29 protein-coding genes are annotated in these 25,924 nt (G+C 64.5%); 12 read left to right on the top strand and 17 right to left on the bottom strand.

The window, feature by feature from the left end:
• Nucleotides 1-7: 7 nt before the first annotated feature.
• The 4 genes from NJ75_RS03710 to fmt form a co-directional block, all read right to left on the bottom strand.
• The gene (locus tag NJ75_RS03710; protein ID WP_169745692.1) at nucleotides 8-2,380 is read right to left on the bottom strand and encodes a putative bifunctional diguanylate cyclase/phosphodiesterase; all 2,373 of its coding nucleotides are present in this window, start codon (nucleotides 2,378-2,380) and stop codon (nucleotides 8-10) included.
• A gap of 116 nt (nucleotides 2,381-2,496) precedes the next feature.
• On the bottom strand, nucleotides 2,497-3,606 hold the full coding sequence (locus tag NJ75_RS03705) for a zinc-binding dehydrogenase (protein WP_039331596.1): 1,110 nt from the start codon (nucleotides 3,604-3,606) through the stop codon (nucleotides 2,497-2,499).
• Nucleotides 3,607-3,609: 3 nt separating this feature from the next.
• On the bottom strand, nucleotides 3,610-4,362 hold the full coding sequence (gene truA, locus NJ75_RS03700) for a tRNA pseudouridine(38-40) synthase TruA (RefSeq protein WP_039331595.1): 753 nt from the start codon (nucleotides 4,360-4,362) through the stop codon (nucleotides 3,610-3,612).
• Nucleotides 4,359-5,264, bottom strand: coding sequence for a methionyl-tRNA formyltransferase (gene fmt / locus NJ75_RS03695; RefSeq protein ID WP_039331593.1), 906 nt, complete (start codon nucleotides 5,262-5,264; stop codon nucleotides 4,359-4,361). Before fmt ends, truA begins: the two co-directional genes overlap by 4 nt.
• A 52-nt stretch (nucleotides 5,265-5,316) precedes the next feature.
• On the opposite strand from fmt, the gene recR reads away from it, so the two are divergent.
• Together recR and def are read left to right on the top strand one after the other, a co-directional pair.
• On the top strand, nucleotides 5,317-5,913 hold the full coding sequence (gene recR, locus NJ75_RS03690; protein ID WP_039331592.1) for a recombination mediator RecR: 597 nt from the start codon (nucleotides 5,317-5,319) through the stop codon (nucleotides 5,911-5,913).
• Between the two features lie 65 nt (nucleotides 5,914-5,978).
• Nucleotides 5,979-6,545: a peptide deformylase gene (def, locus tag NJ75_RS03685; RefSeq protein ID WP_039331590.1), complete on the top strand. Its 567-nt coding sequence runs from the start codon at nucleotides 5,979-5,981 to the stop codon at nucleotides 6,543-6,545.
• A 15-nt stretch (nucleotides 6,546-6,560) separates the two neighbouring features.
• On the opposite strand, the gene NJ75_RS03680 is transcribed toward def, so the two are convergent.
• Complete coding sequence (locus NJ75_RS03680) at nucleotides 6,561-6,971, bottom strand: four-helix bundle copper-binding protein (protein WP_039331588.1); 411 nt, start codon at nucleotides 6,969-6,971, stop codon at nucleotides 6,561-6,563.
• A 148-nt stretch (nucleotides 6,972-7,119) separates the two neighbouring features.
• Between NJ75_RS03680 and NJ75_RS03675 the strand changes: the two genes are divergently transcribed.
• Nucleotides 7,120-8,634, top strand: coding sequence for a DNA recombination protein RmuC (locus NJ75_RS03675; protein ID WP_174544563.1), 1,515 nt, complete (start codon nucleotides 7,120-7,122; stop codon nucleotides 8,632-8,634).
• A complete protein-coding gene (locus tag NJ75_RS03670) occupies nucleotides 8,631-9,404 on the top strand; it encodes a hypothetical protein (protein WP_156135698.1) in 774 nt (257 codons plus the stop codon). The genes NJ75_RS03675 and NJ75_RS03670 overlap by 4 nt, the downstream gene beginning before the upstream one ends.
• On the opposite strand, the gene NJ75_RS23200 is transcribed toward NJ75_RS03670, so the two are convergent.
• The 8 genes from NJ75_RS23200 to NJ75_RS03630 form a co-directional block, all read right to left on the bottom strand.
• Entirely contained in the window at nucleotides 9,405-9,809 is a 405-nt protein-coding gene (locus NJ75_RS23200; protein WP_052241945.1) for an META domain-containing protein, read from the bottom strand.
• A gap of 55 nt (nucleotides 9,810-9,864) precedes the next feature.
• Complete coding sequence (locus NJ75_RS03660; RefSeq protein WP_039331582.1) at nucleotides 9,865-10,668, bottom strand: TrmH family RNA methyltransferase; 804 nt, start codon at nucleotides 10,666-10,668, stop codon at nucleotides 9,865-9,867.
• A gap of 38 nt (nucleotides 10,669-10,706) precedes the next feature.
• Entirely contained in the window at nucleotides 10,707-11,003 is a 297-nt protein-coding gene (locus NJ75_RS03655; RefSeq protein WP_039331581.1) for an HPr family phosphocarrier protein, read from the bottom strand.
• Between the two features lies 1 nt (nucleotide 11,004).
• Entirely contained in the window at nucleotides 11,005-11,409 is a 405-nt protein-coding gene (locus NJ75_RS03650; RefSeq protein WP_039331580.1) for a PTS sugar transporter subunit IIA, read from the bottom strand.
• 151 nt (nucleotides 11,410-11,560) lie between these two features.
• Nucleotides 11,561-12,493 carry an RNase adapter RapZ gene (gene rapZ, locus NJ75_RS03645; protein ID WP_039331578.1) on the bottom strand — a complete coding sequence of 311 codons (933 nt, stop codon included), beginning with the start codon at nucleotides 12,491-12,493 and terminating at the stop codon, nucleotides 11,561-11,563.
• 63 nt (nucleotides 12,494-12,556) lie between these two features.
• Nucleotides 12,557-12,970 carry an HPr kinase/phosphorylase gene (locus NJ75_RS03640; RefSeq protein ID WP_039331898.1) on the bottom strand — a complete coding sequence of 138 codons (414 nt, stop codon included), beginning with the start codon at nucleotides 12,968-12,970 and terminating at the stop codon, nucleotides 12,557-12,559.
• An 8-nt stretch (nucleotides 12,971-12,978) separates the two neighbouring features.
• A complete protein-coding gene (locus tag NJ75_RS03635; RefSeq protein WP_052241943.1) occupies nucleotides 12,979-14,568 on the bottom strand; it encodes a stimulus-sensing domain-containing protein in 1,590 nt (529 codons plus the stop codon).
• The gene (locus tag NJ75_RS03630; RefSeq protein ID WP_052241942.1) at nucleotides 14,555-15,310 is read right to left on the bottom strand and encodes a response regulator transcription factor; all 756 of its coding nucleotides are present in this window, start codon (nucleotides 15,308-15,310) and stop codon (nucleotides 14,555-14,557) included. The genes NJ75_RS03635 and NJ75_RS03630 overlap by 14 nt, the downstream gene beginning before the upstream one ends.
• A 242-nt stretch (nucleotides 15,311-15,552) precedes the next feature.
• On the opposite strand from NJ75_RS03630, the gene NJ75_RS03625 reads away from it, so the two are divergent.
• Nucleotides 15,553-17,157 carry a phosphoenolpyruvate carboxykinase gene (locus NJ75_RS03625; RefSeq protein ID WP_039331574.1) on the top strand — a complete coding sequence of 535 codons (1,605 nt, stop codon included), beginning with the start codon at nucleotides 15,553-15,555 and terminating at the stop codon, nucleotides 17,155-17,157.
• An 81-nt stretch (nucleotides 17,158-17,238) separates the two neighbouring features.
• On the opposite strand, the gene NJ75_RS03620 is transcribed toward NJ75_RS03625, so the two are convergent.
• Nucleotides 17,239-18,081 (bottom strand): N-acetylmuramoyl-L-alanine amidase, encoded by an 843-nt coding sequence (locus tag NJ75_RS03620; protein WP_039331572.1) that lies wholly within the window; start codon nucleotides 18,079-18,081, stop codon nucleotides 17,239-17,241.
• Between the two features lie 110 nt (nucleotides 18,082-18,191).
• A complete protein-coding gene (locus tag NJ75_RS03615; RefSeq protein ID WP_052241940.1) occupies nucleotides 18,192-18,782 on the bottom strand; it encodes a J domain-containing protein in 591 nt (196 codons plus the stop codon).
• Between the two features lie 40 nt (nucleotides 18,783-18,822).
• On the opposite strand from NJ75_RS03615, the gene NJ75_RS03610 reads away from it, so the two are divergent.
• From NJ75_RS03610 to NJ75_RS03600, 3 genes are read left to right on the top strand one after another with little or no spacing between them, the layout of a single operon-like run.
• Nucleotides 18,823-19,095, top strand: coding sequence for a BolA family protein (locus NJ75_RS03610; protein ID WP_156135697.1), 273 nt, complete (start codon nucleotides 18,823-18,825; stop codon nucleotides 19,093-19,095).
• Nucleotides 19,088-19,540, top strand: coding sequence for an NUDIX hydrolase (locus tag NJ75_RS03605; protein ID WP_039331567.1), 453 nt, complete (start codon nucleotides 19,088-19,090; stop codon nucleotides 19,538-19,540). The genes NJ75_RS03610 and NJ75_RS03605 overlap by 8 nt, the downstream gene beginning before the upstream one ends.
• Nucleotides 19,537-20,427, top strand: a complete 891-nt coding sequence (locus tag NJ75_RS03600) for a pirin family protein (protein ID WP_039331566.1) — start codon at nucleotides 19,537-19,539, stop codon at nucleotides 20,425-20,427. The genes NJ75_RS03605 and NJ75_RS03600 overlap by 4 nt, the downstream gene beginning before the upstream one ends.
• Nucleotides 20,428-20,430: 3 nt before the next feature.
• On the opposite strand, the gene NJ75_RS03595 is transcribed toward NJ75_RS03600, so the two are convergent.
• Nucleotides 20,431-21,258 (bottom strand): 23S rRNA (adenine(2030)-N(6))-methyltransferase RlmJ, encoded by an 828-nt coding sequence (locus NJ75_RS03595; RefSeq protein WP_039331564.1) that lies wholly within the window; start codon nucleotides 21,256-21,258, stop codon nucleotides 20,431-20,433.
• Nucleotides 21,259-21,498: 240 nt separating this feature from the next.
• Here NJ75_RS03595 and NJ75_RS24260 point away from each other — a divergent pair, with 240 nt between their 5' ends.
• The 4 genes from NJ75_RS24260 (at nucleotide 21,499) to NJ75_RS03580 (ending at nucleotide 25,190) form a co-directional block, all read left to right on the top strand.
• Nucleotides 21,499-21,819 carry a hypothetical protein gene (locus NJ75_RS24260; RefSeq protein WP_156135696.1) on the top strand — a complete coding sequence of 107 codons (321 nt, stop codon included), beginning with the start codon at nucleotides 21,499-21,501 and terminating at the stop codon, nucleotides 21,817-21,819.
• Nucleotides 21,820-21,825: 6 nt separating this feature from the next.
• On the top strand, nucleotides 21,826-23,364 hold the full coding sequence (locus NJ75_RS03590) for a methyl-accepting chemotaxis protein (protein WP_039331562.1): 1,539 nt from the start codon (nucleotides 21,826-21,828) through the stop codon (nucleotides 23,362-23,364).
• Nucleotides 23,365-23,469: 105 nt separating this feature from the next.
• Complete coding sequence (locus NJ75_RS03585; protein WP_039331556.1) at nucleotides 23,470-24,288, top strand: SDR family NAD(P)-dependent oxidoreductase; 819 nt, start codon at nucleotides 23,470-23,472, stop codon at nucleotides 24,286-24,288.
• A complete protein-coding gene (locus NJ75_RS03580; protein ID WP_039331551.1) occupies nucleotides 24,285-25,190 on the top strand; it encodes an alpha/beta fold hydrolase in 906 nt (301 codons plus the stop codon). The genes NJ75_RS03585 and NJ75_RS03580 overlap by 4 nt, the downstream gene beginning before the upstream one ends.
• A gap of 3 nt (nucleotides 25,191-25,193) precedes the next feature.
• On the opposite strand, the gene NJ75_RS03575 is transcribed toward NJ75_RS03580, so the two are convergent.
• Nucleotides 25,194-25,913, bottom strand: coding sequence for an extensin-like domain-containing protein (locus NJ75_RS03575; protein ID WP_039331549.1), 720 nt, complete (start codon nucleotides 25,911-25,913; stop codon nucleotides 25,194-25,196).
• Nucleotides 25,914-25,924: the final 11 nt, after the last annotated feature.

Below are 25,924 nucleotides of genomic sequence, written 5' to 3'. Positions count from 1 at the left end.
GGCGGGCTCAGGCCCGCCGGGCCTCCTGATCCACCCGGTAATCCTCAAGCTTCAGCTCCGGCAGCCTCGGCATCGCGTCAGCGGCCTCAAGCTTTTGCCGAGCAAACTGGCGGCTGATCGGCAGGTCTTCCGCGGGTATCGCCTTGCTAATCAGATAGCCTTGCACCTGCTCGCACCCCAGCGCCCGCAGGCTCGCAAGCTGCTCCTCGGATTCCACGCCCTCGGCAATGGTCTGCATGTTCAGCTTGCTGGCCAGATCCAGCACTGCTTCGATGATCGCACTGCTTTCACTGCCTGCGTTGAGTTCACTGATGAAGCAGCGGTCAATCTTGATCTTGTCGAACGGGAAACTGCGCAAATAGTTCAGCGATGAATAGCCCGTCCCGAAGTCATCGAGCGCGATGCGCACGCCGAGTGCGTGCAGACGTTCCAGTTGCTGCAGATGATCGTCACACTCCTGCATCAGCATCGTTTCGGTAATCTCGAGCTCCAGTCTGTGCGGATCGAAGCCGCTCGCCGAAAGTGCAGCGATCACCTGTTTGAGCAGAGTGAAGTCCGCCATCTGTGCGGGAGAGACGTTGACCGCCACGGTCATGTCCGAAGGCCAGGTGGCCGCCTCTGCCAGCGCCTCGCGCAGAACCCATTCGCCAAGGGCCACGATGAGGCCGGTGTGCTCGGCAATGGGTATGAACACGTCTGGCGGGATCAAGCCCCGTTCAGGGTGCCGCCAGCGCAGCAGTGCTTCGAACCCGGCAATGCGGTCGCTCGCGAGCTCATGCAAAGGCTGGTAGTGAAGCTCGAACTCGCCATTGGCCAATGCGCTGCGCAAATCCAGCTCAAGCCGGCCGCGCTCCTGCTTCAGCTCCTCCATCGCCGGGTCGTACACGATAGCCGACCCTCGCCCACGTGACTTGGCCTCGTAAAGCGCAAGGTCCGCGCTGCGCAGCAGAGTCTCGGATGTAGCGCCGTGTTCGGGCGCAATCGCGATGCCGATGCTCGCTCCGATCCGCACCGTCCGGCGTTCGATCTCCATTGGCTGGCTGATCGCTTCGACTATCGCGCGGCCGACCTCCCGCAGATCGTCCACGGTATCGAAATCGTCGACGATGCAGGCGAACTCGTCCCCGCCCAAGCGGGCAACGAAGCCTTGTCCTCCCAGCGCCGACTTGATCCGCCACGCCGCCTCGACCAGCACGCTGTCGCCAAACTGATGGCCGAGCGTATCGTTGACCGCCTTGAAGTGATCGAGATCGACGTAAAATACGGCGAAAGGATTGTTTGCAACGGCGCCGTCAAGCGCCGCCTCCAGCCTCGCCTGGAAGTTATGCCGGTTGGGCAGGACGGTCAGGCTGTCATGGTCCGCGAGGAACCTCACCTGGCTTTCGGCAGTGTAGCGATCAGTCACATCCCGAACGAACAAACGGAAGCCGCTATGACGAAGCTCCTCGTAAAGCGGATTGCCCGTAACCGACCACCAATGCAGGTCCCCCTCGATAACGATCGGGACTACCATGTCATGGAACGGCTTCAGCTTACGTGCCGCCTCACGCAATGCCTCGGTCTCCGGTCCTGCAACAAGCAGGTTGACCAGCTTCACGCCTTCCAGATCGGCTGCATCGCGCCCCAGGGCCGTGCACAATCGTTCGGACGGCAGCGCGACATTCCCGCTGGCGTCGGTCTCAAGCATCCAGTCGCTGGCATGGGTCTCGTACGCAGTGAGCAGGCCCTGTATCGTCTCGCCCGCTGCCTTCAGCCGGCGCGTCCGCAGGATACGCGTAGCGAACATGTAGTGCAGGTTGAAAAGCATCACGTGCAGGGCGATCAGCTGCAGGCCCATGACAGGCACGATCAGTTCCCCGCGCAAGTCGGACCGGAACAGCAGCGCAAAGGTCATCAGTCCCAGCGAGATCGTCTGGGAGATGATCCCCGCCACCGGGATCGTGAACTGCAACAGCAGTTCAAGTTGGGCCAGCACCAGAACGTAGATGATCAGCGCCCCGATCCGCTCGCTCGGCACGGCGATGATGCAGCAGGCGGTAAACGCGGCAAGGAATATGGCCCTCAGCCAGATGCCCTTGGCCCATATCTCGACCATCTCCGATGGCTTGTACTGCCCGCTGCTTTCCTTTCGGCGCAGTTCGGTCAGGCCGACGCGCATCTGGGCCAGCAGCAGCACGGCACCGACATAGAAATGCCAGGTCAGGCCGGGCGCGCATATCGCCAGCATCAGCGCCATGCGCAACGCCTCGAACAGGTTGCCGCTCAGGGAATTGATGTATGCGAGCTTGCGTCGGGCGAACCACTCCACCTCGCCCGGTTCAATATCATAGTGCAACAGATGCAGCAGCGAGCCTGGCCGCTCGAGCAGCCAGAGCTTCAACCTTTCCAGCCTTCCACTGCTCGCGGTCCCGTCCATCCCTGCCGGATAGGACAACACGTGTTCAGGATTGCTGGTGAACCAGTTATGTAGGCTTACGCAGTCGGACGTTTACCGCGTCACGGCGTGATCAGGTATTTCTCGCCAGTGCGCCGCGCATTGTATTCCAGCGCGGCCTCCTTCGTCAGCGCCTGATCCAGCGTGACGCGCGCCTTGTAGCTGCTCGCAAATGTCGTGGTAAGTTCCGCCATCACGCGGCTGCGCATCTTTTCGACGACTTCGGCACCCAGCTTGCCCATCCATGGCGTCAGCAGCCAGCCGGAGACATCCCACGAAAATCCGAAGTTGCGGGTCAGCACCGTCGGCGAAAGATCGAGCGCGCCGTAGATGAAAGCGTGCTTGGGGCTGTTCGAGCCATAACGGCTGTAAGCCGCACCCGAATTGGCCACCTGCTCCATCACCGTCAGAATCTGGCTGACCAGCTTGCCACCGCCGATTGCATCGAATGCCATCGTCGCCTTGGTCGCGCCGATCGCGGCAGCGAGGTCGTCAAGGAACGTTGCCTTCGAACTGTCGACGACATGCTCGGCACCGATCCCTTTCAGGATCGCCACCTGCGCATCGTTGCGCACGATGTTGACTAGTGGAATGCCATCAGCCTGGCAGATCTTCACCAGCATCTGCCCCAGGTTCGAAGCTGCGGCCGTATGCACCAGAGCGTTGTGCCCAAGGTGGCGCATCGTCTCGGTGAAGCTCAAGGCGGTCAGCGGATTGACGAAGGCCGAAGCGCCCTGCTCCGCCGTCACGCCCTCAGGAAGTTCAAGGCACATCGCCGCATCGGCCACGGCCAGCGTCGCATACATGCCGCCGGGGAAGCAGGTCACGCGCTTGCCGAGCAGTGCTTGCGCTTCCGGAGCATCGCCGGCTGCGACGACCGTCCCCGCACCTTCGTTGCCCACAGGCATGGCTGCGCCGTGGCGCGCGGCCATCGCGCGCACAGCAGGATCGGGCATCTTCGCCACAATCCTGCCGGGCGAGAACTCCGCCTTTTCGATATCTGCCGGGCCGAACAGCAGACCAAGGTCCGAGGGATTGATCGGCGTCGCTTCCACGCGGATCACCACCTGCCGCCCCTCGGGCGCAGGCAGGGTAAAGTCTTCAAGGCTGACGGTCAGGGTGCCGTCGGGATCGAGCTGCGAGACGATGCGCTGGCCTTGAAGATCGGTCATTTTTCACTCTCCGGGATATGTTGCGGAGACGAAGTATAGACCTTCGGCAGGCGCGTTAAGTCCTAATTTGCTACGGTCTTTTGCTGCCAGCGCTTCGGCCACCTGGCCGACCGGCCACTGCCCCTGCCCCACCAGCGCAAGGCACCCCACCATCGAGCGCACCTGATGGTGCAGGAAACTGCGCGCCGCTGCCTCGATGATCACCCGGTCGCCCTCGCGCCGCACGTCCAGCCGGTCGAGCGTCTTCAACGGGCTGGCCGACTGGCAGTGCACCGAACGGAACGTGGTGAAATCGTGGTGGCCCACCAGCGCCTGCGCCGCGGCGTGCATCGCCGCAGCGTCAAGCGGCTTGGCGATACGCCAGGCCCGCCCCAGTTCCAGTGTCAGCGGCGCGCGGCGATTGATGATGCGATATTCGTACGACCTGCCGATGCAAGAGAAGCGCGCATGCCAGTCGTAGGCCACGTGGCTGCAATCGAGCACCGCGATCGGATGCTCCGCCAGGCGCAGCCGCGCATTGAGTGCTTCCATCATGCGAAACGGATCGAACGCGCGCGAAAGATCGAAATGCGCTCGCATCCCCAGCGCATGAACCCCGGTATCTGTCCGCCCTGCGGCGTTGAGCACCACGGCCTCGCCCGTGACGGATTCGACCGCCTCTTCCACCGCCTGCTGCACGCTCGGCCCGTGCGACTGGCGCTGGAAGCCCATATAGGGCCCGCCGTTCCATTCGAGAGTCAGCGCAAACCGCATCAGCCGAGCCGGGTCCCCGCCGCAATCGCCCGCCCGCGCAGAAGCGATGCCGCATCCATGGCCGGACGCCCTGCCCTCTGGATCAACACAGGCCGGATCGCGCCCGAACCGCAGGCGATGGTGAGCCTGTCATCAAGCGTCACGCCAGCCTCACCCTGCGCATCAGCGACTTCAGCCGCCAGTATGCGATACCGCTCGCCCTCAAGCTCGAAGAACGCTCCGGGCACCGGCGCAAACGCCCGTACCTGCCGTTCCACCGCCACCGCATCGCGCGTGAAATCCAGCCGGCTCTCCGCCTTGTCGATCTTGTGGGCGTAAGTCACACCCGCCTCGGGCTGCACCACGGCCGGATAGGCAGCCAGATCAGTGAGCACCTGCACCATCAGCGCGGCGCCCTTCGCGGCCAGCTCCGCAGTCAGTTCGCCCGCCGTCTTGCCATCGACCTGCGTCTTAACCTCGGCCAGCATCGGCCCGGTATCCAGCCCGCGCTCCATCTGCATGATGGTCACGCCGGTCATATCGTCACCTGCAAGGATCGCCCGCTGCACAGGCGCCGCCCCCCGCCAGCGCGGCAGGATCGAGCCGTGGACGTTGAGGCAGCCCAGGCGCGGCGCGTCAAGCACCGCCTGCGGCAGGATCAGGCCATAGGCCGCCACGACCGCGACATCGGCCCCCAGCGCGGCAAGCGCCGTCTGCTCTTCGGCCCCTTTCAATGAAGCCGGCGTGCGCACCTCGATCCCATGCGCCTCCGCCGCCAGATGCACCGGCGACGGCTGGAGCTTCTTGCCCCGCCCCGCCGGACGCGGCGGCTGGCTGTAGACGGCAACCACCTCGTGCCCAGCAGCGACCAGCGCTTCCAGCGTCGGCACCGCGAAATCGGGCGTGCCCATGAAGATGATGCGCATAAGCTGTCTGCAAGGCCTTCCGTTTGTCGGCTCCGGCCCTATCTGTGCTGCCATGGCATCGCAAGAGATCGAGGCACTTTCCGGCGCATTGGCGCGCCTCCCCGGGCTCGGCCCCCGCTCGGCCCGCCGCGCCGTGCTGTGGCTGATCAAACGGCGCGAAACCGCGCTGCCCCAGTTGCTCAACGCGCTGACCCAGGTGCAGGAACTGCTGGTCGAATGCGAGGTCTGCGGCAATGTCGATACCGCCAACCCCTGCGGCATCTGCACCGATCCCCGCCGTGACCAGCGCTCCATTTGCGTGGTCGAGGAAGTCGCCGACCTCTGGGCGCTGGACCGCGCCCGCCTGTTCACCGGCAAGTACCACGTGCTCGGCGGCAGGCTATCGGCCTTGGAAGGCGTGCGCCCCGAAGACCTGACCATCGGCCAGCTGCTCGACCGCGTGGGCCACGGCGGCATCGACGAAGTCGTCCTCGCCATGAACGCCACGCTCGAAGGCCAGACCACCGCCCACTACATCGCCGAACGGCTCGAGGACGCCCCGGTCCGCGTCACGCAACTGGCGCACGGCCTGCCGGTCGGTGGCGAGCTGGATTATCTCGACGAAGGCACGCTGGCACAGGCACTGCGGGCAAGAAGGCCGGTCGGCTGACAGCCGATCACACTGATCGAAACGCTGTTCTTGCGACTCCCGCCCACATTCCTTATCTGCCCCCCATGGCCATCCGCGAAATCATCGAAGTCCCTGACCCGCGCCTCAAGCAGGTCTCCGTCCCCGTCGAAACGTTCGACGACGAGCTCAAGACGCTGGTCGAAGACATGTTCGAGACGATGTACGATGCCCCCGGCATCGGCCTCGCCGCGATCCAGGTGGGCGTGCCACTGCGCGTGCTGGTCATCGACCTTCAACCCGATGATCCCGATGCCGAACCCGTCGCCTGCGACCACGATGGCCACCATCATCACCACCAGCCGACCAAGAAGGAACCGCGGGTCTTCATCAACCCCGAGATCCTCGACCCATCTGAAGAGCACAGCCTCTATCAGGAAGGCTGCCTCTCCGTGCCCGAGATCTACGCCGAGGTCGAGCGCCCCGCCCGCATCCGCGCGCGCTGGCAGGACCTGGATGGAAACACGCACGAGGAGGAAATGGACGGCCTGATGGCTACCTGCCTCCAGCACGAGATGGATCATCTCGAAGGCGTGCTGTTCATAGACCACCTTTCGCGCCTCAAGCGCAACATGGCGTTGAAAAAGCTGGAAAAGCTGCGCAAGGCGGCGTGACCTGATGAGGCCGCGTTACGCGGCCTCATGCACCTCACGATCCAGATCTTCGAGTGCCCGGCGGCAATCGTCGGCGCATTCACGGCACATCTGCGCGCAGCGGCGGCAATGGGCGTGGTCATGCTTCGCGCACTCCGCCTCGCAAATCTCGCAGGCCTTGATGCACACGGCAAGCTGCGCCCGGATCAACTCGCGGTTGGATCCCGTGCGGCGCGTGGCAATGCGGCTCGTCGCGGCGCAGACATCAGAGCAATCCAGGCAGGTGCGGATGCACTGATCCATGTCCATCGCCTCGGCGAGACAGGCATCTGCGCACGAATTGCAGATCGCGGAGCAATACATCGCATGCTTCACTGCCATCCCCAGCGAGGCGTTGTAGTTGTCACCCACCTGCGGGTGTTCCGAAATCATCTTCTCGATCGACATGAGCGCTCTCCTTCGTTCGCAAGGGCTTAGCGGGTCGCGCTCCTTTCCGTTCCGCGCCCTGTCCTGCCTGTGGAACACGCCGGCTGAATCGGTTGCGCCAATTTGCCCGTCACGGTAGGTTCCCATTTCGTTCCTTCTGGAGAATTTCGTGGAATCTGCCCTTTTCGTCATCGTAGCGCTTGTGATCGGGCTTGGTATCGGCTGGTTTTTCGGCTCCCGCCCTGCTGCCGAGTGGCGCGCCCGCCATGACAGCCGCGATGCCGAGGCCAAGGCCCACGAAGGCACGGTCAAGGCAATGACGGTCGACCTAGCTGCCACGGTGGAGCGCGCCAAGGCACTGGAAGCCGGCCTTTCCGAACTGCAGGATGTTCGCCGCCAGCGCGATGAACTGGCCCCTGCTCTCGCCGCCGCCCGCCAGCGCGCTGCCGATGCAGATCAGGTCCGCGCCGAACTTGCTCAGGTCCGGGCCGAGCGCGAAGCCTTGCGCGCCGAGCTTGAGCGCATGAAGGCCGATGCCGAGAACTTCGCCGAACAGAAACGCCTGCTGATCGAGGCGCAGGAGGCCCTGCGCAAGGAGTTCGAGAATGCTGGCAACAAGGTGCTGGAAAAGGCGCAGGAAGCCTTTCTCAACCGTGCTCATGCCCGTTTCGAGGAAAGCGAGAAGACCAGCGCCGAACGCCTCAAGTCCCTGCTCGCCCCTGTAGACCAGCGGCTGCGCAGTTATGAGGAACAGGTGCAGAGCCTCGAAAAGCAGCGCGTGGACTCGTTTGGCCAGCTGACCGGTCTGATCCAGTCGATGCGCGATGGGCAGGAAGCAGTGCGTGCCGCAGCCGCCCAACTCGGCAACTCGCTGCGCAATGGCCCGAAAACTCGCGGGCGCTGGGGCGAACTGCAGTTGCGCAACGTGCTGGAACAATGCGGCCTGTCCGAACACACCGATTTCATCACGGAACATTCGGTCGATACCGACGAAGGCCGCCTGCGCCCGGATGCCATCGTCCGCGTTCCCGGAAACAAGCTGCTGGTGATCGACGCCAAGGTTTCGCTCAATGCCTATCAGGATGCCTTCGAGGCGGAGGACGACGATACGCGGAAGATCGCGTTGAACGCCCACGTCCAGTCGATGCGCAACCACATCCAGACACTGGGCGCCAAGTCCTATCAGTCGCAGTTCGAAGAGGCGCCGGACTACGTGCTGATGTTCGTCCCCGGCGAACACTTCATTGCCGCCGCGCTGGAGCGTGACCCCTCGCTATGGGATTTCGCCTTCGAACGGCGCGTTCTGCTGGCCAGCCCGACCAACCTCGTCGCCATTGCCCGCACCGTGGCCCAAGTCTGGCGGCAGGACGGCCTGGCCCGCGAAGCGCGCGAGATCGGTAAGATGGGCGGCGAGCTTTACGATCGCCTTGCCGTCGCCGCCGAACACCTCAAGCGCGTCGGCAACGGGCTGGACAGTGCAGTGAGCAACTACAACAAGTTCGTCGGCAGCTTCGAACGCAACGTGCTGTCGGCTGGTCGCCGCCTGAAGGACAAGCACATCGAGATCGGCAAGCGCGAGCTTGAGGAAGTGCCTCTTGTCGAAGCCGCCCCGCGCTATGCCGAGGCAGAACCGGCGCCGCTCGCAGCGATTGCCAACGACGATGGAGACGTCGCTGCGGAATGACACAGAGGCTCGCCCGGCTCCTTTTCGCCACTGCCGCACTGGCGGCTCTGGCCGGGTGCGGGAGCGGGAGCGAGCCTCAAGCGTCGCCAAGCGCTAGTGAACCCTATCAGGCCCCGCCAGCGCCCCCGCCGGCCTCCGAGCCAGTGGTGGAGCCCGAACCTGAAGCAAGCCAGTCTGCCACCCCAGCGCCTGCTACGGTGCAGGAAGCCCGCTACGCGCCGCGGGACGAATGCCTGAAGCAGCCAGGCTGGCCCGCGTTTCACAAGGCCTTGGTGGCCGCGATCCTGAAACGGGACGCGCAAGCGATGTCCAAGCTCGCGGCACCCGATATCGCGCTGGACTATGGGGGCGGCAACGGGCCTGCCGAACTGGTCAAGCGTCTCAACGATCCCGATACGAAGCTGTGGCTTGAACTCGAAGCGATGTTGCCGCTGGGCTGCGCCGTGCAGGGCGGGCTGGCCGCGATGCCATGGGTCTTCTGGAACGTGCCAGAAGACATCGACAGCTACAGCGCGATGCTGGTGCTCGGCGACGACACGCCCATGCGGGATAAACCGGGCGGCAAACCCTTGGCGCCAGCAGGCTGGAGCATTGTCGGCATAGATCCGATGGACTTCGACAGTGAAGCCAGAGCGATCCGCGTTACCACGCATGACGGAACCAAAGGCTACATCGAAACGGCCAAGCTGCGCAGCCTGCTCGACTATCGCCTGATTGCCGAACCCAAGCAGGGTCAGTGGCAGATCACCGCCTTCATCGCCGGGGATTGATCAGCCGGTCGTCAGCTCGAGGTCGAGCGCATGTCCGCCGGACACCAACCGCATCGTCCGTCCGCGGCGCTCGATCTCGGGTGCGGCAGATAGCAATGCGTTGACCGCCTCCTCCTGTTGCCACACCGGACCCTCGCAGAACATCCGCGTCGCCATGAGCGGGCCAGCGACCAACCTCTGCCCATCGACGCGATAGTCGCCGCCGATGCCGTTGCAGCCGACGCTTGCGCTCAGCCGCCCGTCCTCGAACTTCAAGGTGGCCTTCTCGGGCGCAACCGGCGCGGCCCCATCCACGCTCAGGATCGTCCAAGCCGTACCGGCCAGCCCCGCACTACCCGAAGGCGCAGTGGCGCAACCCGCCAGGAGCGAGGCCGAAACCGCGAGAAAGGCGAGAGTAGAGCGCATGAGGCTACCCATGCTCCCGCGCGACTGAGCGTGCGATTAACCGGTTGGTACGTGGTTATTCAGGCAGGCTGGCAAGTACTTCGTAGGCCAGCACAGCCCCTGCCACTGCCGCGTTCAGGCTGTCCGCGCGCCCCTTCATCGGCATGGTCACGCGCAAGTCGCAGGCCATCTCGTAATCTTCAGGCAGCCCACGCGATTCGTTGCCGACCATCACGAAGCATGGGCTGGCATAGGCCGCACCACGATAGGGCACCGCCTCGCGCAAGGATGCCGCCACGAGTTGCCCCTTGCCCTGCCGCAACCAGGCGATGAACTCGTCCCACCGGGCCTGCGCCAGCCGCTCGGTAAAGATCGCGCCCATGCTCGCCCGCACGGCTTCGACCGAGAACGGATCCACGCAATCGTCGATCAGGATCAGCCCGCCTGCCCCCACCGCGTCCGCCGTGCGCAGCATCGTGCCAAGATTGCCGGGATCTCGCATGGCGTGCGCAACCAGCCAGATCGGCGCGGCATTGCGATCGATCAGATCGATCGAAGTGTCCCACTCGGCAAACACCCCCGCAACTGCCTGCGGATTTTCCTTGCCGGTCACCTTGGCCAGGATGTCCAGCGGCAGCTCGATCACATCGCCGCCGGCGCGGGCGACATTCGCCTCAAGCTCGTCAAGCAGAGGGTGCCCTTCGCGCCCTTGCGCCATGAGCAGGATTTCCGGCAGTCGCCCCCCCTCACGCGCATCGGTCAGCAGGCGCAGCCCCTCGGCCAGGAACTTGCGCTCGCGCCGCCGGTGCTTCTTCTCGCGCAGGGAGCGGACGAACTTTACCGTCGGGTTGGAATAGCCGGTGATGATCTTGCGCGTCATGGCATCCCCATGCGCGACTGAGCGGGTCGCAGCAACCGTTAGTCTTCGCCGAAGCCGTCCTTGATCAGGCCGGTCAGCTTCATCAGGATCGCGTCTGCCTCGCCTTCAGGGCCAGCTACGCTCACATCCACCGTATCGCCCTTCGCCGCGCCCAGCATCATCAACCCCAGGATGGAAGCCCCGGCGGCATCGGTGCCGTCCTTGGCCACGGTCACCTCGAACCCGGCAGGCAGCTTGGCCACCGCGTTGACGAACTTGGCGCTGGCACGTGCATGGAGGCCGCGCTGGTTGACGATCGTTACTGTCTCCCGGGTGACGTAACCCTGTTCAGCCATCTCATGCATCCTGCCCTAAGAATTCCGAAGCGATCGTTATGTAATTCCGCCCCGCATCGCGCGCGGCGGCTGTCGCTTCCTTTACACCCATGCAATTGCGCGCCTTTGCGAGGCGGATCAGCATGGGCAGGTTGATCCCGGCAATCACTTCGACGCGCCCCGCCTGCATCAGCGAGATCGCAAGATTCGAGGGCGTTCCACCGAACAGGTCGGTCAGGATGATCACGCCTTCGCCGCTATCGACGCGCCGAATCGCGTCGGCGATCTCCTTGCGGCGCTTCTCCATGTCATCGTTGGGACCGATGCACACGCCGATCACGTCGCTTTGCCGGCCGACGACATGCTCCATCGCATGGATGAACTCGTCGGCGAGAGCGCCGTGGGTAACCAGAATAAGACCGATCATGAAAGGGGCAGGCTCCGAAGTGCGGCCGGGCAATCTGCACTGCTGGCGATGAACGCGAGCTTGGCAGGATTGCAGGGCGCGCAAGACGACTGGGAATCAAAACGCATGGCTTCCAGTGCTGCCCCGCCCATCCTTGTTATCCCCCGCTGTCTCAAGCTTTCCGACCTTCAAGCAGATCGGCCGCGCGCGACGCGAGGTTGCGATGCAGCAATGTGGGTGAAAATCCTTCCGCGCGCAAGGCTGAAGCGATCTGCTCGGCCATGAACACCGAGCGATGCTTGCCGCCGGTACAGCCAAATGCCACGTGGACATATGCCTTGCCCTGTTGGCGATAGCGCGGAAGCAGCAGCAGCAGCAGATCGCGAATCCGTTGGAAAGTCTCGGCAAAAGCAGGGTCCTGCCGGATAAAGTCCCCCACCGCCGGGTCCTGCCCGGTCTGCGGCCGCAGTTCGTCCACCCAGTGCGGGTTGGCAAGAAACCGCATGTCGAACACCAGATCAGCGAGCGGCGGCGTGCCCCGCGAAAAGCCGAAGCTGCTGATCGTCAGCGTCGGTGCAGAGGCGGTCACATCGCCGAACTGGTCGCGAATCGCCTGCTGCAGGTCGTTCGAGGTGAAGCTGGTGGTCGAGATCACCACATCGGCCCAGCGTCGCAGCGGCTCGAGCAGTTCGCGCTCGGCCATGATCCCGGTCGAGGCCGGCTTGTCCTCGCTCATCGGGTGGCGGCGGCGGGTTTCGTTGTAGCGCCGCTCGAGTTCAGCCCCGCCACAATCGAGGAACAGGGTGGTGACTTCGATGTCCTTCCGCTGCGAGAGCTTCTTGACCAGTTGGATCGTCCTGGCCGGATCGAACCCCCGCGTGCGGGTATCGAAGCCGATCGCCATGGGCGCGCCCGATTCCATCCGCGCCGATCCCGGTTCGGTTTCGAGCAGGCGATCGAGCAGGCGGATCGGGAAGTTGTCGATCGCCTCCCAGCCCAGATCCTCCAGCGTGCGCAGCGCGGTCGTCTTCCCCGCGCCGAGCAAGCCGGTGACGAGGAGAATGCGCTGAGGGCCGGAGCCTGGAGAGCTTGAGTCTTGCGCCATCGGAAGCCCGCTTTGCGCCTTTGCCGCACGCTTGGAAAGTCCGCAAAATGGACCTGTCCCCAATCAGGAAAACGTCAACCCATAGCGGGCAAGCGCCAGCTCCGCGCGCAGCGGCAGCACCGGCGACTCCGGCCAGAGTGCCACGCAAGGAATTCTTATCCCTTCCATTTCATACGCTTGCGCCTGCTCGATGAACCGCGGTGCGGTGCTGTCCAGTTGCACGAGCAATGCAGCGGGGACCGGCGCCGAGACGGGAAAATCAAGAATACCAAGGTTGCGCACTTCCAGCTTGCCGACCGTATTGGGATGTGCGGCAACGATCAGGTGCCCCTCCTTAGCTTCCACCATCACCCCATCGTCGCCGACCAGCACTGCCCCGCGATCGATCAGCGCCAGTGCGAGACTCGACTTGCCCGTCCCCGGCGCTCCAGCGATCAGCAGGCCCCTCCCGCCAATCGCCACGCAGGTCAGTTGCATTGCCCGGCTCACTCCGCTTCCTCCTCGACCGCGAGGGGAATGCTCAGCAGGAAGTAGGCCCCGGCCTTGCCATCGGGCCGATCATGGATCGTCAGCGTGCCGTCATGGGCCTCGGCAATCGTCCGTGCGATGGCAAGGCCAAGGCCGCTGTGCGCGCCGAACGCCTCTTCGGCCGGCCGCACCGAATGGAACCGCTCGAACACCTTGTCCCGTTCCGCCACGGGCACGCCCGGGCCCTGATCGCTTACCGCAATATGCGCCCAGTCCCCGTCGCCCCAGACCTTGACGTCGACGCAGCCACCCGTCGGCGAGAACGAGACCGCGTTGTCGAGCAGGTTCTCCAGCACGCGCTCCAGCCGCGCGGCGTCGCCCGGCACGGTCGTCTCGCCGTCCAGCTGCACCATCCTGATCGGTACGGTGGCGCTGGCCCGCACATCGCGCGCGCCCACCACCTGAGAGGCCAGCAAGGCGAGGTCCACCGCGACAAAGGTCGCGCGGCTCAGCTCCGCATCGATCCGGCTCGCGTCCGCGATCTCGGTAATCAGGCGGTCGATCCGCTGCACATCATGCGCGGCAATGTCCGAAAGCTGGCGGCGCAGTGCCGGTTCCTCAACCCGCTCCATCGTCTCGAGCGCGCTGGAAAGCGAGGCGAGCGGGTTCTTGAGCTCGTGTGCAACGTCGGCGGCAAAGCTTTCCACGGCGTCGATCCGCTGGCGCAAGGCCGTGGTCATGTCCGAAACCGCGCGCGCCAGCAGGCCGATCTCGTCGCCACGATCGGGCAGGCGCGGCACCACCACCTCGCGCTCGCGCCCCAGCCGCACGCGCACCGCCGCCCGCACCAGCGCCCGCAGCGGCTGCACGATCGTCCGCGCCAGAAACAGCGAGAGCTGGACCGACAGCAGCAGCGCGATGCCGATGATGATCACCAGCGTCTGGCGGGCATCACGCACCGATTGCGTCACGTCGAGCGCATTGCGCAAGGTCAGCAGCACCTCGCCCTTGTCACCCACCGGGGTCGCCGCCGTGATCACGGGGGTGCGGTCGGGGGCATAGCGCAGGTACACTTCCGTCCGCCCCGACTGCCGCGCCGCCTGGATCTCGGGCCAGCTCCCGGCCGGCCGCTCGGAGGTATCGCTGTAACGCTCCACTGTCGGCGCGTTGACGATGAAGTCCACGCCCCGGTCCAGTAGTCGCGCCGCCTTCTGGTACCAGGGCTCGGTCTCGGGATTGATCAGCGCGAAGGATGGGGGCGCCAGAGCGAAGCTGTCGGCCAGCAACTGGCTTTCAGGATCATAGAGCCGCAAGCGCAACACCTGATCCGTGCCGATCCGCGCCAGCAATTCCTTGCGCTGCGCCATCTTCGCCCCGTCCAGAGCATCGGCGGCGATCTCCGCCTCGGCCCGGGCCAGCTTGAACCGCTCCTCGATCAGCTGGGTCCGATAGCTGTCGAGATAGAAGAACCCGCCCGCAAGCAGCGCCAGGGCAATGACGTTGACGAACAGGATACGGGTGGTCAGCGAGACGCCGCGGATGCGCCACAGCGTCCGCAGGCGCCGCCGACGCAAACCCGGCTGAACATTGCCGTCAGTCTTCGGCAAAACTGTAACCGGCGCCGTAGAGCGTCTCGATCGCCCCGAACTCGCCGTCCACCGCGCGGAACTTGCGCCTCAGGCGCTTGATATGGCTGTCGATCGTGCGGTCGTCGACGAACACGTCATCGTGATAGGCCGCATCCATCAGCTGGTTGCGCGTCTTCACCACGCCCGGCCTGATTGCCAGCGCTTCAAGGATCAGGAACTCGGTCACCGTAAGCGAAACGGGCTCACCCTCCCAGGTCACCGCATGGCGCGCCGGATCCATGACCAGTCGCCCGCGACGGATCGGCTCGGGCAAGGGTTCGCTGTCCGCCTCCTGTTCGGCCGCCTCGCGCCGCACGATTTCGCTGCGCCGCAAAATCGCCTTTATCCGCGCTACGAGCAATCGCTGGCTGAACGGTTTGGCGATATAATCGTCGGCCCCCATCGACAGGCCGAGCGCTTCGTCGGCCTCGTCGTCCTTGCTCGTCAAGAAGATGACAGGCAGATCGCTCTTCTCGCGAAGCCGGCGCAGCAACTCCAGCCCGTCCATGCGTGGCATCTTGATGTCGCACACAGCCAGATCCGGCGGATTGTCGAGCAGCGCCTTCAGGGCCGCGTCGCCATCATTGTAGAGCCGCGTGGCGAAGCCCTCGGTCTGCAGTGCGATCGAAACAGTCGTCAGGATATTGCGGTCGTCGTCCACAAGCGCGATCGTGCGCGGCAGGTCTGCACTTTCGGCGCGAGGCGGTTGCGGCGTGGCCATGGTTTCGAGCGATACCGGGCCGACGCAAAGCTTGCAACTTCAAGCGCAAATGCCGCTGCACTGCAGCATTCCCAGTTGCATGGAACGCAACCTGATGCGCAAAAAAACTTCGTTGCCGCGTGTCATTTGACGCAGCAAACGCAGGTGACTATGCGCAGGTCGAGAATCAGCGCATTCGTATTCGCAATCCGTGCGCAAGCGGGCAAATCTCTGTCCAAAGCGCCACCAACGGGAGGCCCCAAGTGTCCGATACCAGCCTGAACGTGTCCCTCGCCAGCCAGGGCTATCCCGAACCGGCAGAGCTGTTCGCCAACCTCGGCACCGCGCCTCTGGTCGAACACGCCGTCCGCAACGGTGAAGGCCTGCTCTGCGTCGATGGTCCGCTCGTGGTCGAGACCGGCAAGCACACCGGCCGATCCGCCAAGGACAAGTTCATCGTCCGCGACGCCGAGACCGAGAACACCGTGTGGTGGGGCAAGACCAACGTGCCCATGACGCCGGAGCACTTCGCCGCGCTCAAGGCCGATTTCATCAAGGCCCTGGGTGAAAAGGACCGCCTCTACGTGGCCGATCTGTTCGGCGGCTCGCAGCCCGAACACCGCGTCAACGTCCGCGTCATCAACGAATTCGCCTGGCACAACCTTTTCATCCGCACCCTGCTGGTCCGCCCGACCACTGACGAGCTGGCCTCGTTCGTGCCGGAATACACCATCATCGACCTGCCGAGCTTCCGTGCTGATCCGGAACGCCATGGCAGCCGCAGCGAAACCGTGATCGCGGTCAACTTCACCGAGAAGCTGATCCTGATCGGCGGCACCCCCTATGCGGGTGAAATGAAGAAGTCGGTGTTCGGCATCCTCAATTACCTGCTGCCGACCAAGGGCGTCATGCCGATGCACTGCTCGGCCAACGTCGGTCCTGATGGCAAGACTGCCGTGTTCTTCGGCCTGTCCGGCACCGGCAAGACCACGCTGTCGGCCGATGCTTCGCGCACGCTCATCGGCGATGACGAGCATGGCTGGTCCGACACCGCCGTGTTCAACTTCGAAGGCGGCTGCTACGCCAAGATGATCCGCCTCTCGGCCGAAGCCGAACCGGAAATCTTCGCCACCACCAAGCGCTTCGGCACCGTGCTCGAAAACGTCGTGATCGATCCCGTCACCCGCACGATCGACCTCGACGACAATCGCCTCGCCGAAAACAGCCGCGGTTCCTACCCGATCGACTTCATCCCGAACTGCTCGGAGAAGAACCTCGGCCCGGTTCCGGCCAACCTGATCTTCCTCACCGCCGATGCCTATGGCGTCCTGCCTCCGATCGCGCGCCTCACGCCCGATCAGGCGATGTATCACTTCCTCTCGGGCTACACCGCCCGCGTCGCCGGCACCGAGATCGGCGTGACCGAGCCGGAAGCCACCTTCAGCACCTGCTTCGGCGCGCCGTTCATGCCGCGCCACCCGTCGGTCTATGGCAACCTGCTCAAGGAACGCATTGCCAAGGGCGGCGTGAAGTGCTGGCTGGTCAACACCGGCTGGTCGGGCGGCAAGGCCACGCAGGAAGGCATCAAGCGCATGCCGATCAAGGCCACCCGCGCCCTGCTCAACGCCGCGCTCGATGGCAGCCTGAACAACGCCACCTTCAAGAAGGACCCGAACTTCGGCTTCGAAGTGCCGGTCGAGGTTCCGGGCGTCGACACGAAGCTGCTCGATCCGCGCGGGGCATGGGCCGATGCCGAGGAATACGACAAGACCGCGCAGGAACTCGTGCGCAAGTTCGTCGACAACTTCCAGCAGTTCGCCGAACACGTTGACCAGTCGGTCCGCGATGCGGCGCCGGTAACCGCCTGATCGCAGGTACCACTGCTGAAAACGCTGCGGGGCTCCTTCGGGAGCCCCGTTTCGTTTCAGGCGCCCGCTTCCTTTCTGGCCTCAGTCCAGATCAAGATAGTGGCTGTGCACCCAACCGGTCTTGCTGGGCTTGCCCGCCGCATCGAGAGTGGTGACCTCGATCCACGATCCGTTCACGCCCATCGGCATGACCTTGCTGCCGTCAGCCAGCAACTGGACCACGGCGAAGTTCGTGCCCGGACCGCTGCGCAGGTTGAGCCCGCCGGGCGAGCGGACCACGCCCACGTTCGCGCCGTTCTGGTCGCGCCCGCCCAATGCCCGCTGGCGGAAGCGGACCATGTCGAACGCCGGGCCGGGATCGGACTTGCGCACCGGGGCGATATCGTCATGCCCGACGATCTCCGCAATCGGATAGACTTCGCGCAGCGCCCGCACGAGGGCGACCACGGCCTCGAACTGCGCTGCCGGATAGGCCTCCCAGCCGATCGGCGTGCGCGATCCATCGGGATTGCCGTTGCGGTGGACCGCCATCACCACATTGTCGACCTTCTGCCCGGCCGCGTTGTACCAGCCATTGGCGCCGCCCCGCAGCGCCCCCCAGTTGGCGATCTCTATGCCGATGGAATGCTTGTTCAGCCCGGCGAGACCGCGCCAGCTCGACTTGCCCGCATGCCACGCCACCTCGTTGAAGTTGACGCATTGGATGATCGAGCCATCCCGGTCGACGACCACGTGTGCCGATGAATTGGTGTTTTCCCGCGAAGCGAACCAGTTGGCCGACGAGGCGGCAGATCCGCCTGCGGTAAAGTGAATTACGACGATTCCGGGCGGTGCCGGAAAGGCGCCGCCGGTGTTGCGCGATCTGATCTGTCTTACGGGATTGGAGTTGTCGTTGAGGATTCCGTTCTTGATGACGTAAGCCATGTCCGTGCCTCCATGCGCTGTTGGCATGGAGTGCATAGGAAATTTCCTATGAAAAGTCTGTGCGAGACGTCACCAGACTGGCGCGAGAAATGTCATTCAGCGCCCGGAAATCAGGCGAACAGCGCACTGCCTTTGAGCAGGTTGTAGGCCTCGACCACTTCCTGCAGCCGCCCTTCGAAGGTGCGGTCGCCGCCGTTGCGGTCCGGGTGATACTTGCGCACCAGCTCGGAATAGCTCTGCCGCAACTGCCGCCGATCGGCGTCATAGGCCAGATGCAGCGCGTCGTAGGCCTTGCGCTCGTCAGGACTGATCCCGCGCCGCGCCGCGTCGGCGGCCTTCTGGTGATCGGCCCGCCGCGCCTTGGCGCGCTGGGCGATCGCCTCGAGCGGATCGGCAAAGTCCGCCCATCGCGGCGCCTGGTCGATCCCGGCGTCGGGCCGGAACGCCCGGGTCTCGCGCTCCCAACCGGCCAGCGGCGATTGTGCCTTCAGGATTTCCTCCGGCGTCATTCCGGCAAAGAAATCATATCCCGAATTGAACTGCCGCACGTGTTCGAGGCAGAACCAGCGATAATCGCCCGGCCCGTCGAACCCGGCTGAGCGCACGCCCGGCGCGCGGAATTCGCCCGGCTCGTCGCAGCCGGGGGCATTGCAGATACGCCCCGTACCCTGGACTCGACCGTGGAACTTGTCATTTCGCATGTGCTGTCCACATGGCGATGAAGACGCTAGAAGAAAAGCCATGACCGGACCAATCGCACAGGAAATCGAACGGCTTCTGACCGAAGCCCTCTCCCCCACCCATCTCGCTGTCATCAACGACAGTGCCAGCCACTCGGGCCACATGGGCGATGATGGCACCGGCGAATCGCACTTCACGGTAGAGATCGAAAGCGCCGCCTTTACCGGCCAGTCGCGCCTCAGCCGCCAGCGCATGGTCAACAAGGCACTGGGCGACTTGCCCGGCCAGCGCGTCCATGCTCTCGCCATCAAGGCCAAGGCTCCCGGTGAGTGAAACTCCGCGCCGCATCCGCCGCGCTGCCCGCATCCTCCTGCTCGACGAGCAAGACCGCCTGCTCCTCATCCGCTTCGCCCCGGCAGACCGCCGCCCGTTCTGGTGTGGCGTCGGGGGCGAATGCGATCCGGGCGAGGACTTCGCCATTGCGGCGGTGCGCGAGCTTTACGAGGAAACCGGCCTCGTCGTTGACCACTGCGGCCCCGAAGTCGCCGCCCGCGCCGACGATTACCTCACACTCGAAGGCGAACCGATCACTTCGGACGAACGCTTCTTCCGCGTCCGCACGCAAGGCTTCACCCCGGACACCTCGGGCCACACCGCCATTGAGCGCGAACTAATCAAGGAATTTCGCTGGTTTACCCGCGAAGAACTGGCAAACTGGCATGAACCGGTGTTCCCGGTGAATCTGCTCGAACTGCTTGACCTCGAGGCGGACGCATGACTGATTTGATCATCCAGACCATCACCCCCGTCGCCCATGATCTCGGCGCGTTCGAAGTCCGCCGCGCCATTCCTTCGCGCCAACGGACCATGGTGGGTCCGTTCATCTTCGTCGACCAGTTCGGCCCCGCCCACCTGCCTGCCGGCACCGCGATGGACGTGCGCCCCCACCCGCACATCAACCTCGCCACCGTCACCTGGCTGTTTGAAGGCGCAATCGACCATCGTGACAGCCTCGGCTCCTTCGCCACGATCCGCCCGGGGCAAGTCAACCTGATGACCGCCGGCACCGGCATCGTTCATTCCGAGCGTTCGCCCGAGACAGAGCGCCCCGGCGGCCCCCACCTTTATGGCATGCAGACCTGGCTCGCCCTGCCCGATGGCAAGGAAGAGATCGCACCCGCCTTCGAACAGGTCACCGCCCTGCCGCTCGTCGAGGACGTCTGCGTCAGCGCCCGCGTGATCATGGGCACGCTCTGGGGCCAGACCGCGCCGACCACCCAGCACGCCGCCACGATCTACGCCGAAATCCTGCTGGCGCCGGGCGGCGCCCTGCCGATCGACGCCGAGGCCGACGAACGCGCCGTCATGCTCGTTGGCGGCGAAGCGCAGGTCGACGGCTTGCCGCTGGCCCTCTACGACCTCGTCGTCCTCGCACCCGGCGCCGTGCTAAGACTGCAGTCCGAAACCGGCGGCCGCGTCATGCTGATGGGCGGCGAAGCCTTTGCCACCAAACGCCACGTCTGGTGGAACTTCGTCAGCTCCAGCCGCGAGCGCATCAACCAGGCCAAGGCCGACTGGCAGGACGGCCGCTTCCCCAAGGTGCCGGGCGACGAGGAAGAATTCATACCCCTGCCCAAGGTGGCGACGACGGTGAGCTATCCGTAGTCGTCAACTCAACCACTCCGCGCCCAGCGTGCCCCGATGCCCCTCCGGCGCCAGCGCGGCGCGAAGGGCTTCCAGCATCGGCGCCAGGCCTTGCGTAAAGACATAGGGCGGGTTCACGATGAACAGCCCTGCGCCGTTATAGATGCCGGGCTGGTCGGCATCGTAAAGCCAGTGCTCCACGTTCAGCAGCTTCGTGATCTCCAGCCTGCGCAGCTTTTCCTTCCAGTGCACGTGCGCAGACCGGTCCTTCAGCGGATACCAGATTACCGTCACGCCATGGGCCCACTTGCGGTGCGCGGCAGCGAGGGTCTTGGTGATCCGTGCGCGTTCGTCGGTCTGCTCGTAGGGCGGGTCGACCACCACTAGCCCTCGCGGGGTCCGGGTCGGCAACATTGCCAGCCAGAACTCGTAGGCATCGCGCTCATGCACGGCAGCATGCGTGCCGCGCATTGCACCGCGCAGGGCATAGGCGTCCTCGGGATGCTTTTCGTTGATGATCAACAGGTCTTGCGGACGGAGAAGCTGTGCAAGAATCCGAGGCGAGCCGGGATAGAGCAGCGGCTCAGGCCCGGCATTCACCGCCCGCACCGCGGCGCGGTAGTCGTCTAGCAGAGGGTTCGCGCCGGCAAAGACACGCTCCACGCCCTGCGCGGCCTCCCCGGTGCGCTGCGCATGATCCCCACGAAGGTCGTACAACCCGCAACCGGCATGGGTATCGATCAGCGTCAACGCGCCCGGCTTTTGCTGCAGGGCACGGACCAGGGCAATCAGCAGGCTGTGCTTCACCACGTCGGCGCTGTTGCCGGCATGAAAGGAATGGCGATAGTTCACTGTGCTTCGATATCCCGACGACCGGCCCTGAACACGCCAGAGCGCCCCAAGGCGATCAGCCTCGTAAGCTCCAGCCGCCGCCACATCAACCGGGCAGAGATCCGATTACCGCGAGGGCATGGCCCAGGCGCGCGAAGCCCTCCGTTCCATCAATCCGTTCATAAATCCTGCGTCCGACCCACGCATTTTCCCGGAGCACGTCCTAGGCAACCAGAAATAATCTTTCGTTATCGCAAGCTTATGAGGACAGATCCGCATCCGCGAGAAACCAGCCAGTCCGGCAGCCTTGCGCTGCTGGGATTTGCAGGCGTCCTTCTCCTCGCCACCGCACTTGCACCAAGGCAGGGTTCGGCGCTTGCCGTGCTTTCACTCCTGCCATCCGGGTCGGCGTCCTACGTTAAATGGGCGATGGAGCGGGGAGGCCGGATCGTCGGCACGACACCGCTTGGCGGGTTGATCATCGATCATGCTCCCGACGGAGCGTTCTACGCAGCATTGCGACACGGCACGATCGCCATTGCGGTCCCACTGGGGCTGTGCAGTCCCACACCAGGAAGTTGAACGGCCATGGAACAATTGCAGGCACTTCGCGCAAACGGTCTGCGGGCACTCGCCTTCACATCGATGATCGGCGCCCTGATCATATGCGTTGGAGCGATCTGGGCTGGATCGGGCATAATCCCCCCGATTGTCGCGGCCGTCGCGGCAGGCCTCACCACTTTCGTCGCCAGAAGCCCGGACGGCGATGCCACACAGCGCTGTGCTGTCGCCGCGGGCATAATGACTTTCCCGATGATCCTGCTCTACCAGTGGGCCGAATCGGCCTGGATGGTCGACCTGCACATGGTCTTCTTCGCCTGCCTTGCGATCATCGTCGTTCTCGCAGACTGGCGTCCCATCGTCACCGGTGCGGCATTGACGGCAGTCCACCACCTGCTTGGCAATCTTGTCGCGCCTGAACTGGTCTACAACAATGGCGGCGACATTCTGCGGGTAATCCTGCACGCGGTCGTCGTCGTTGCCGAAACTGCCGCGCTGGTGTTCCTGAGCGTTCAATTGCAGCGCCTGATCATTGCCCAGGCAGAAGCCGAGGCGCACAAGCTTGCCATGGAGGCGGCTGCCGCCGCCGAGCGGCAGCGTATCGCCGACGAACAGAGACTGGTAATCGCAGCCGTCGAGCAGCGGCTCGAAGAGCTGGCCGGCGGCGATCTCAGCACCAAGATCGAAGTCGATTTTCCGCCAGCCTACATCAAGCTCAAGAACAGCTTCAACGCCGCGACGAGCGATCTGGACCGGCTGGTCGGCGCCGTATCGTCCACCACCAACCACATTGCCCGTGGCTCTTCCGAGATCCGCGGGGCGTCGGACGACCTCGCGCGCCGGACCGAGCAACAGGCGAGTGCCCTCGAACAGAACACCTCGGTCACGCGCGAACTCGTAGCCGAGATCGATCAGACCGCCAGAAACGCAGGCAACACCCGGGAAGCCATTGGCGAAGCCCAGCAGTTTGCCGAAACGGGCGGCGCGGTCGTATCGAGTGCGGTTGCCGCGATGAACGAGATCGAACGGTCCTCCAATGAAATCGGACAGATCATCTCCCTGATCGATGGCATCGCCTTCCAGACGAACCTGCTCGCCCTCAACGCCGGTGTCGAAGCAGCGCGCGCTGGCGATGCCGGCAAGGGTTTCGCAGTAGTCGCGACAGAAGTCCGCGCGCTGGCGCAGCGCTCCGCCGAAGCGGCGAGCAGCATCCGCAATCTGATCCAGACGTCGAGCGAACAGGTCGCCCAAGGCGTCAGCCTTGTCGGCCGGACCGGAACGGTGCTCGACGATATCGTCAGCCGCGTCTCGCAGGTCAGCGGCTCGGTTTCGGAAATTGCCGATTCTGCGGTACGCCAATCGGCAGAGCTCGCGCGCGTCACCGGTTCCTTTGCGAACCTCGACACTCTTACGCAGCAGAACGCTGCAATGGTCGAGGAAAGCAACGCAGCGGCCCACCAGCTGGCAAGAGCGGCAGAGGAACTGCGCCAGCTGGTCAGCAGGTTCCGCACCAGCCAATTCGATACCACCGCAGATCGCATGGCCCCGATGCTGCGGGTGGCTTGAAAACGACGCACGGCCGGAAGGAATTCACCCCCTTCCCTCCTTTGCAAAAGCCTGACACGATGCCTTTAACGGGTCGATTAAGGCCCGACGAAGGAGAGCAGGCCGATGGCATTCGCAGGGCAGGTCACGTGGATTACCGGGGCGTCGTCCGGCATTGGCGCAGCATTGTCACGGGCCCTTGCTGCGCAAGGCGCGCATCTGATCCTGTCCGGCCGGAATGAAGCCGCGCTTGGCGAAGTCGCAGAACAGTGCGGCAGCGCCCTCGTCCTGCCATTCGAAGCGACTGACTATGCCGCTGCTGCCCGCGCGGCCGATCAGGCATGGGGCTGGAAGGGCCGCGTCGACATGCTGGTCAACAATGCCGGCATCTCGCAGCGCTCACTGGCTGTAGACACTGCCTTCCCCGTCTATGAACGCATTGTCGCGGTTGATCTGCTTGCGCCCATCGCGTTGACGCAGGCCCTCCTGCCGCGCATGGCGGAGCGCAAGTCCGGGCGGATCGTCATGGTCTCGAGCATTGCCGGCAAGGTCGGCTCGCCGCTGCGCACCGGTTACAGCGCCGCCAAGTTCGGCCTGTTCGGCTATTCCGATGCGCTGCGCGCCGAGGTCGCCGGACTTGGCATCAAGGTCCATGTGATCGCGCCCGGCTCGATCCGCACCGACGTTTCGCGCAACGCCATTACTGCCGACGGATCGCGACGCGGGGTCAGCGATGCGGTCATTGAGCGCGGGCTCGACCCGGATGTAGCTGCAGGAATGATGCTCGATGCCATTGCTGCGGACGAGCGTGAGATCATCATGGGCGAAGGCATGGAAAAGGAAATCGGCGAACTGCGCCGCACACCTGATGCGCTGCACGACCGCATGGCCGCAGTCGTCGCAGCAGGCTATGCGCAAAAGATGGACGAAGGAGCGCCGGAATGACTGCACTTGCCCCTGCAACGCCACTTCAGCGCGTGAAACTTGCCAGCGGGATCGAACTCGATGTGCTGGATGTGGGTCCCCGCGATGCACCGGCCCTGATCTTTCTTCACGGCTTCCCCGAAAGCCACCGCACCTGGCGCCACCAGATCGCCCACCTCTCCTCCCGCTTCCGCTGCATCGCGCCCGACCAGCGGGGCTATCGCGGCTCGTCCAAGCCCGAGGGCGTGGAGAACTACACCCCGGACAAGCTGATCGGAGACGTTTTCCAGCTTGCCGATGCATTGGGCGTGCAGCAGTTCACGATCCTCGGCCATGATTGGGGCGGTGCGATCGCCTGGGGCGTTGCGCTGCTCGGCCAAGGAACGCGGGTCACCCGCGCGGTCATCGCCAATGCCCCGCATCCGGTGATCTTCCCGCGCCTGCTCTGGACCGACCGCCAGCAGCGCGAGGCCAGCCAGTACATGCGCGCCTTCCGTGATACTGCAAACGATGCCATGGTGCGCGAACATGGCCTCGGGGCGCTGTTGATGAAGGCGCTCAACTGGAACCGCTCACCGGTAATGGAAGAGGAAGAGCGCGCCGCCCTGTTCAAGGACTGGTCGAACCCTGATGCCGCAATCGCCATGCTCAACTGGTATCGCGCCAGCCAAATGGCCGTACCCCCGATGGACGCTCCGTTCGGACTGCCTGAAGGTTATCAGGACACTCCCGTTCCGCCGCTGCAGATACCAACGCTGGTGATCTGGGCGATGGACGACATGGCCCTGCCGCCGTGCAACCTGGATGGCATGGACAAGCTCGTCACCAATCTCACCGTAGAGCCGGTGCACGATTGCGGGCATTTCGTGCCATGGGAAGCACCGGACACGGTGAACGCCGCGCTCGACAGGTTTCTTGGCTGAAGCCTAACGGCAAGCCGCCCAGCCGCCAGCGCGCTGCGCCTGATCGAGGTGCAGGTGGTCGGCATGGGCGGCGTTGTAATCGGGGGACAGCACGGTCGCGAAGCCGAGGCACGCCGCATCGCGCACGGCCCGGAGGAACGCCGCTTTCTCGTCGCCCGATCCCCAGTCCTTGAGTACTGAAACGCGGCGTCCGTCCTCCAGCACGAACGCGCTCACATCGATGGCGTTGCCGGTCGCGTGCTCGCTCCACGTACCTTGCTGCCCGCCACCAATCCTGCGGCAGTTGCTGGTGCCGAAATGCTCGACCGATGCAACAGCGCTGCCAAGCAGCCGCTGCGCCGCGGGCTGGATGCCATGCTGCAGCCAAAGGGCCAGCCCCGCATCGATCGCGCAAGTCGCCTGCGCTCCGCCCGGTGCCAGCTTCACTTTCGCCTGTGCCAGACCTTGCAGAACCTGCCGGTCATGCCGCAGGCATTGCCCTTCGCCAGCAGGCGGCAGGGCCTCGGCCATAATTCCGCTGCTTTCCAGAAACCTGCTGCACACCGCTCGGTCACCCCGCAACGTCTGCAGCTTCATCGCTGTCGCCCAGCCCGGTGGATCGGCCAATGCCAGCGGCGCCCATGGGTTATGCTCGGGATGCCGTTGCAGCCATTCACGCCCCGCCAGCCCTGCCGAACCGATGATCAACAGGACGACGACAGTGCGGAGAAAAGAGCGGCGCATCCTCGCTCAAC

The sequence above is a fragment of the Novosphingobium subterraneum genome (genome assembly GCF_000807925.1).
Lineage (GTDB): Bacteria > Pseudomonadota > Alphaproteobacteria > Sphingomonadales > Sphingomonadaceae > Novosphingobium > Novosphingobium subterraneum.
Note: the sequence above shows the minus strand (reverse complement) of the source record. Positions and strands in the feature narration are given on the sequence as shown.

Excerpts from the sequence above, each read along its gene's own strand:
- NJ75_RS03705 (WP_039331596.1), bottom strand. The coding sequence starts at position 3,606 with ATGACCGATCTTCAAGGCCAGCGCATCGTCTCGCAGCTCGATCCCGAC.
- fmt (WP_039331593.1), bottom strand. The coding sequence starts at position 5,264 with ATGCGCATCATCTTCATGGGCACGCCCGATTTCGCGGTGCCGACGCTG.
- recR (WP_039331592.1), top strand. The coding sequence starts at position 5,317 with ATGGCATCGCAAGAGATCGAGGCACTTTCCGGCGCATTGGCGCGCCTC.
- def (WP_039331590.1), top strand. The coding sequence starts at position 5,979 with ATGGCCATCCGCGAAATCATCGAAGTCCCTGACCCGCGCCTCAAGCAG.
- NJ75_RS03680 (WP_039331588.1), bottom strand. The coding sequence starts at position 6,971 with ATGTCGATCGAGAAGATGATTTCGGAACACCCGCAGGTGGGTGACAAC.
- NJ75_RS03670 (WP_156135698.1), top strand. The coding sequence starts at position 8,631 with ATGACACAGAGGCTCGCCCGGCTCCTTTTCGCCACTGCCGCACTGGCG.
- NJ75_RS23200 (WP_052241945.1), bottom strand. The coding sequence starts at position 9,809 with ATGCGCTCTACTCTCGCCTTTCTCGCGGTTTCGGCCTCGCTCCTGGCG.
- NJ75_RS03660 (WP_039331582.1), bottom strand. The coding sequence starts at position 10,668 with ATGACGCGCAAGATCATCACCGGCTATTCCAACCCGACGGTAAAGTTC.
- NJ75_RS03655 (WP_039331581.1), bottom strand. The coding sequence starts at position 11,003 with ATGGCTGAACAGGGTTACGTCACCCGGGAGACAGTAACGATCGTCAAC.
- NJ75_RS03650 (WP_039331580.1), bottom strand. The coding sequence starts at position 11,409 with ATGATCGGTCTTATTCTGGTTACCCACGGCGCTCTCGCCGACGAGTTC.
- rapZ (WP_039331578.1), bottom strand. The coding sequence starts at position 12,493 with ATGGCGCAAGACTCAAGCTCTCCAGGCTCCGGCCCTCAGCGCATTCTC.
- NJ75_RS03640 (WP_039331898.1), bottom strand. The coding sequence starts at position 12,970 with ATGCAACTGACCTGCGTGGCGATTGGCGGGAGGGGCCTGCTGATCGCT.
- NJ75_RS03630 (WP_052241942.1), bottom strand. The coding sequence starts at position 15,310 with ATGGCCACGCCGCAACCGCCTCGCGCCGAAAGTGCAGACCTGCCGCGC.
- NJ75_RS03620 (WP_039331572.1), bottom strand. The coding sequence starts at position 18,081 with ATGGCTTACGTCATCAAGAACGGAATCCTCAACGACAACTCCAATCCC.
- NJ75_RS03615 (WP_052241940.1), bottom strand. The coding sequence starts at position 18,782 with ATGCGAAATGACAAGTTCCACGGTCGAGTCCAGGGTACGGGGCGTATC.
- NJ75_RS03610 (WP_156135697.1), top strand. The coding sequence starts at position 18,823 with ATGACCGGACCAATCGCACAGGAAATCGAACGGCTTCTGACCGAAGCC.
- NJ75_RS03600 (WP_039331566.1), top strand. The coding sequence starts at position 19,537 with ATGACTGATTTGATCATCCAGACCATCACCCCCGTCGCCCATGATCTC.
- NJ75_RS24260 (WP_156135696.1), top strand. The coding sequence starts at position 21,499 with ATGAGGACAGATCCGCATCCGCGAGAAACCAGCCAGTCCGGCAGCCTT.
- NJ75_RS03590 (WP_039331562.1), top strand. The coding sequence starts at position 21,826 with ATGGAACAATTGCAGGCACTTCGCGCAAACGGTCTGCGGGCACTCGCC.
- NJ75_RS03585 (WP_039331556.1), top strand. The coding sequence starts at position 23,470 with ATGGCATTCGCAGGGCAGGTCACGTGGATTACCGGGGCGTCGTCCGGC.
- NJ75_RS03580 (WP_039331551.1), top strand. The coding sequence starts at position 24,285 with ATGACTGCACTTGCCCCTGCAACGCCACTTCAGCGCGTGAAACTTGCC.
- NJ75_RS03575 (WP_039331549.1), bottom strand. The coding sequence starts at position 25,913 with ATGCGCCGCTCTTTTCTCCGCACTGTCGTCGTCCTGTTGATCATCGGT.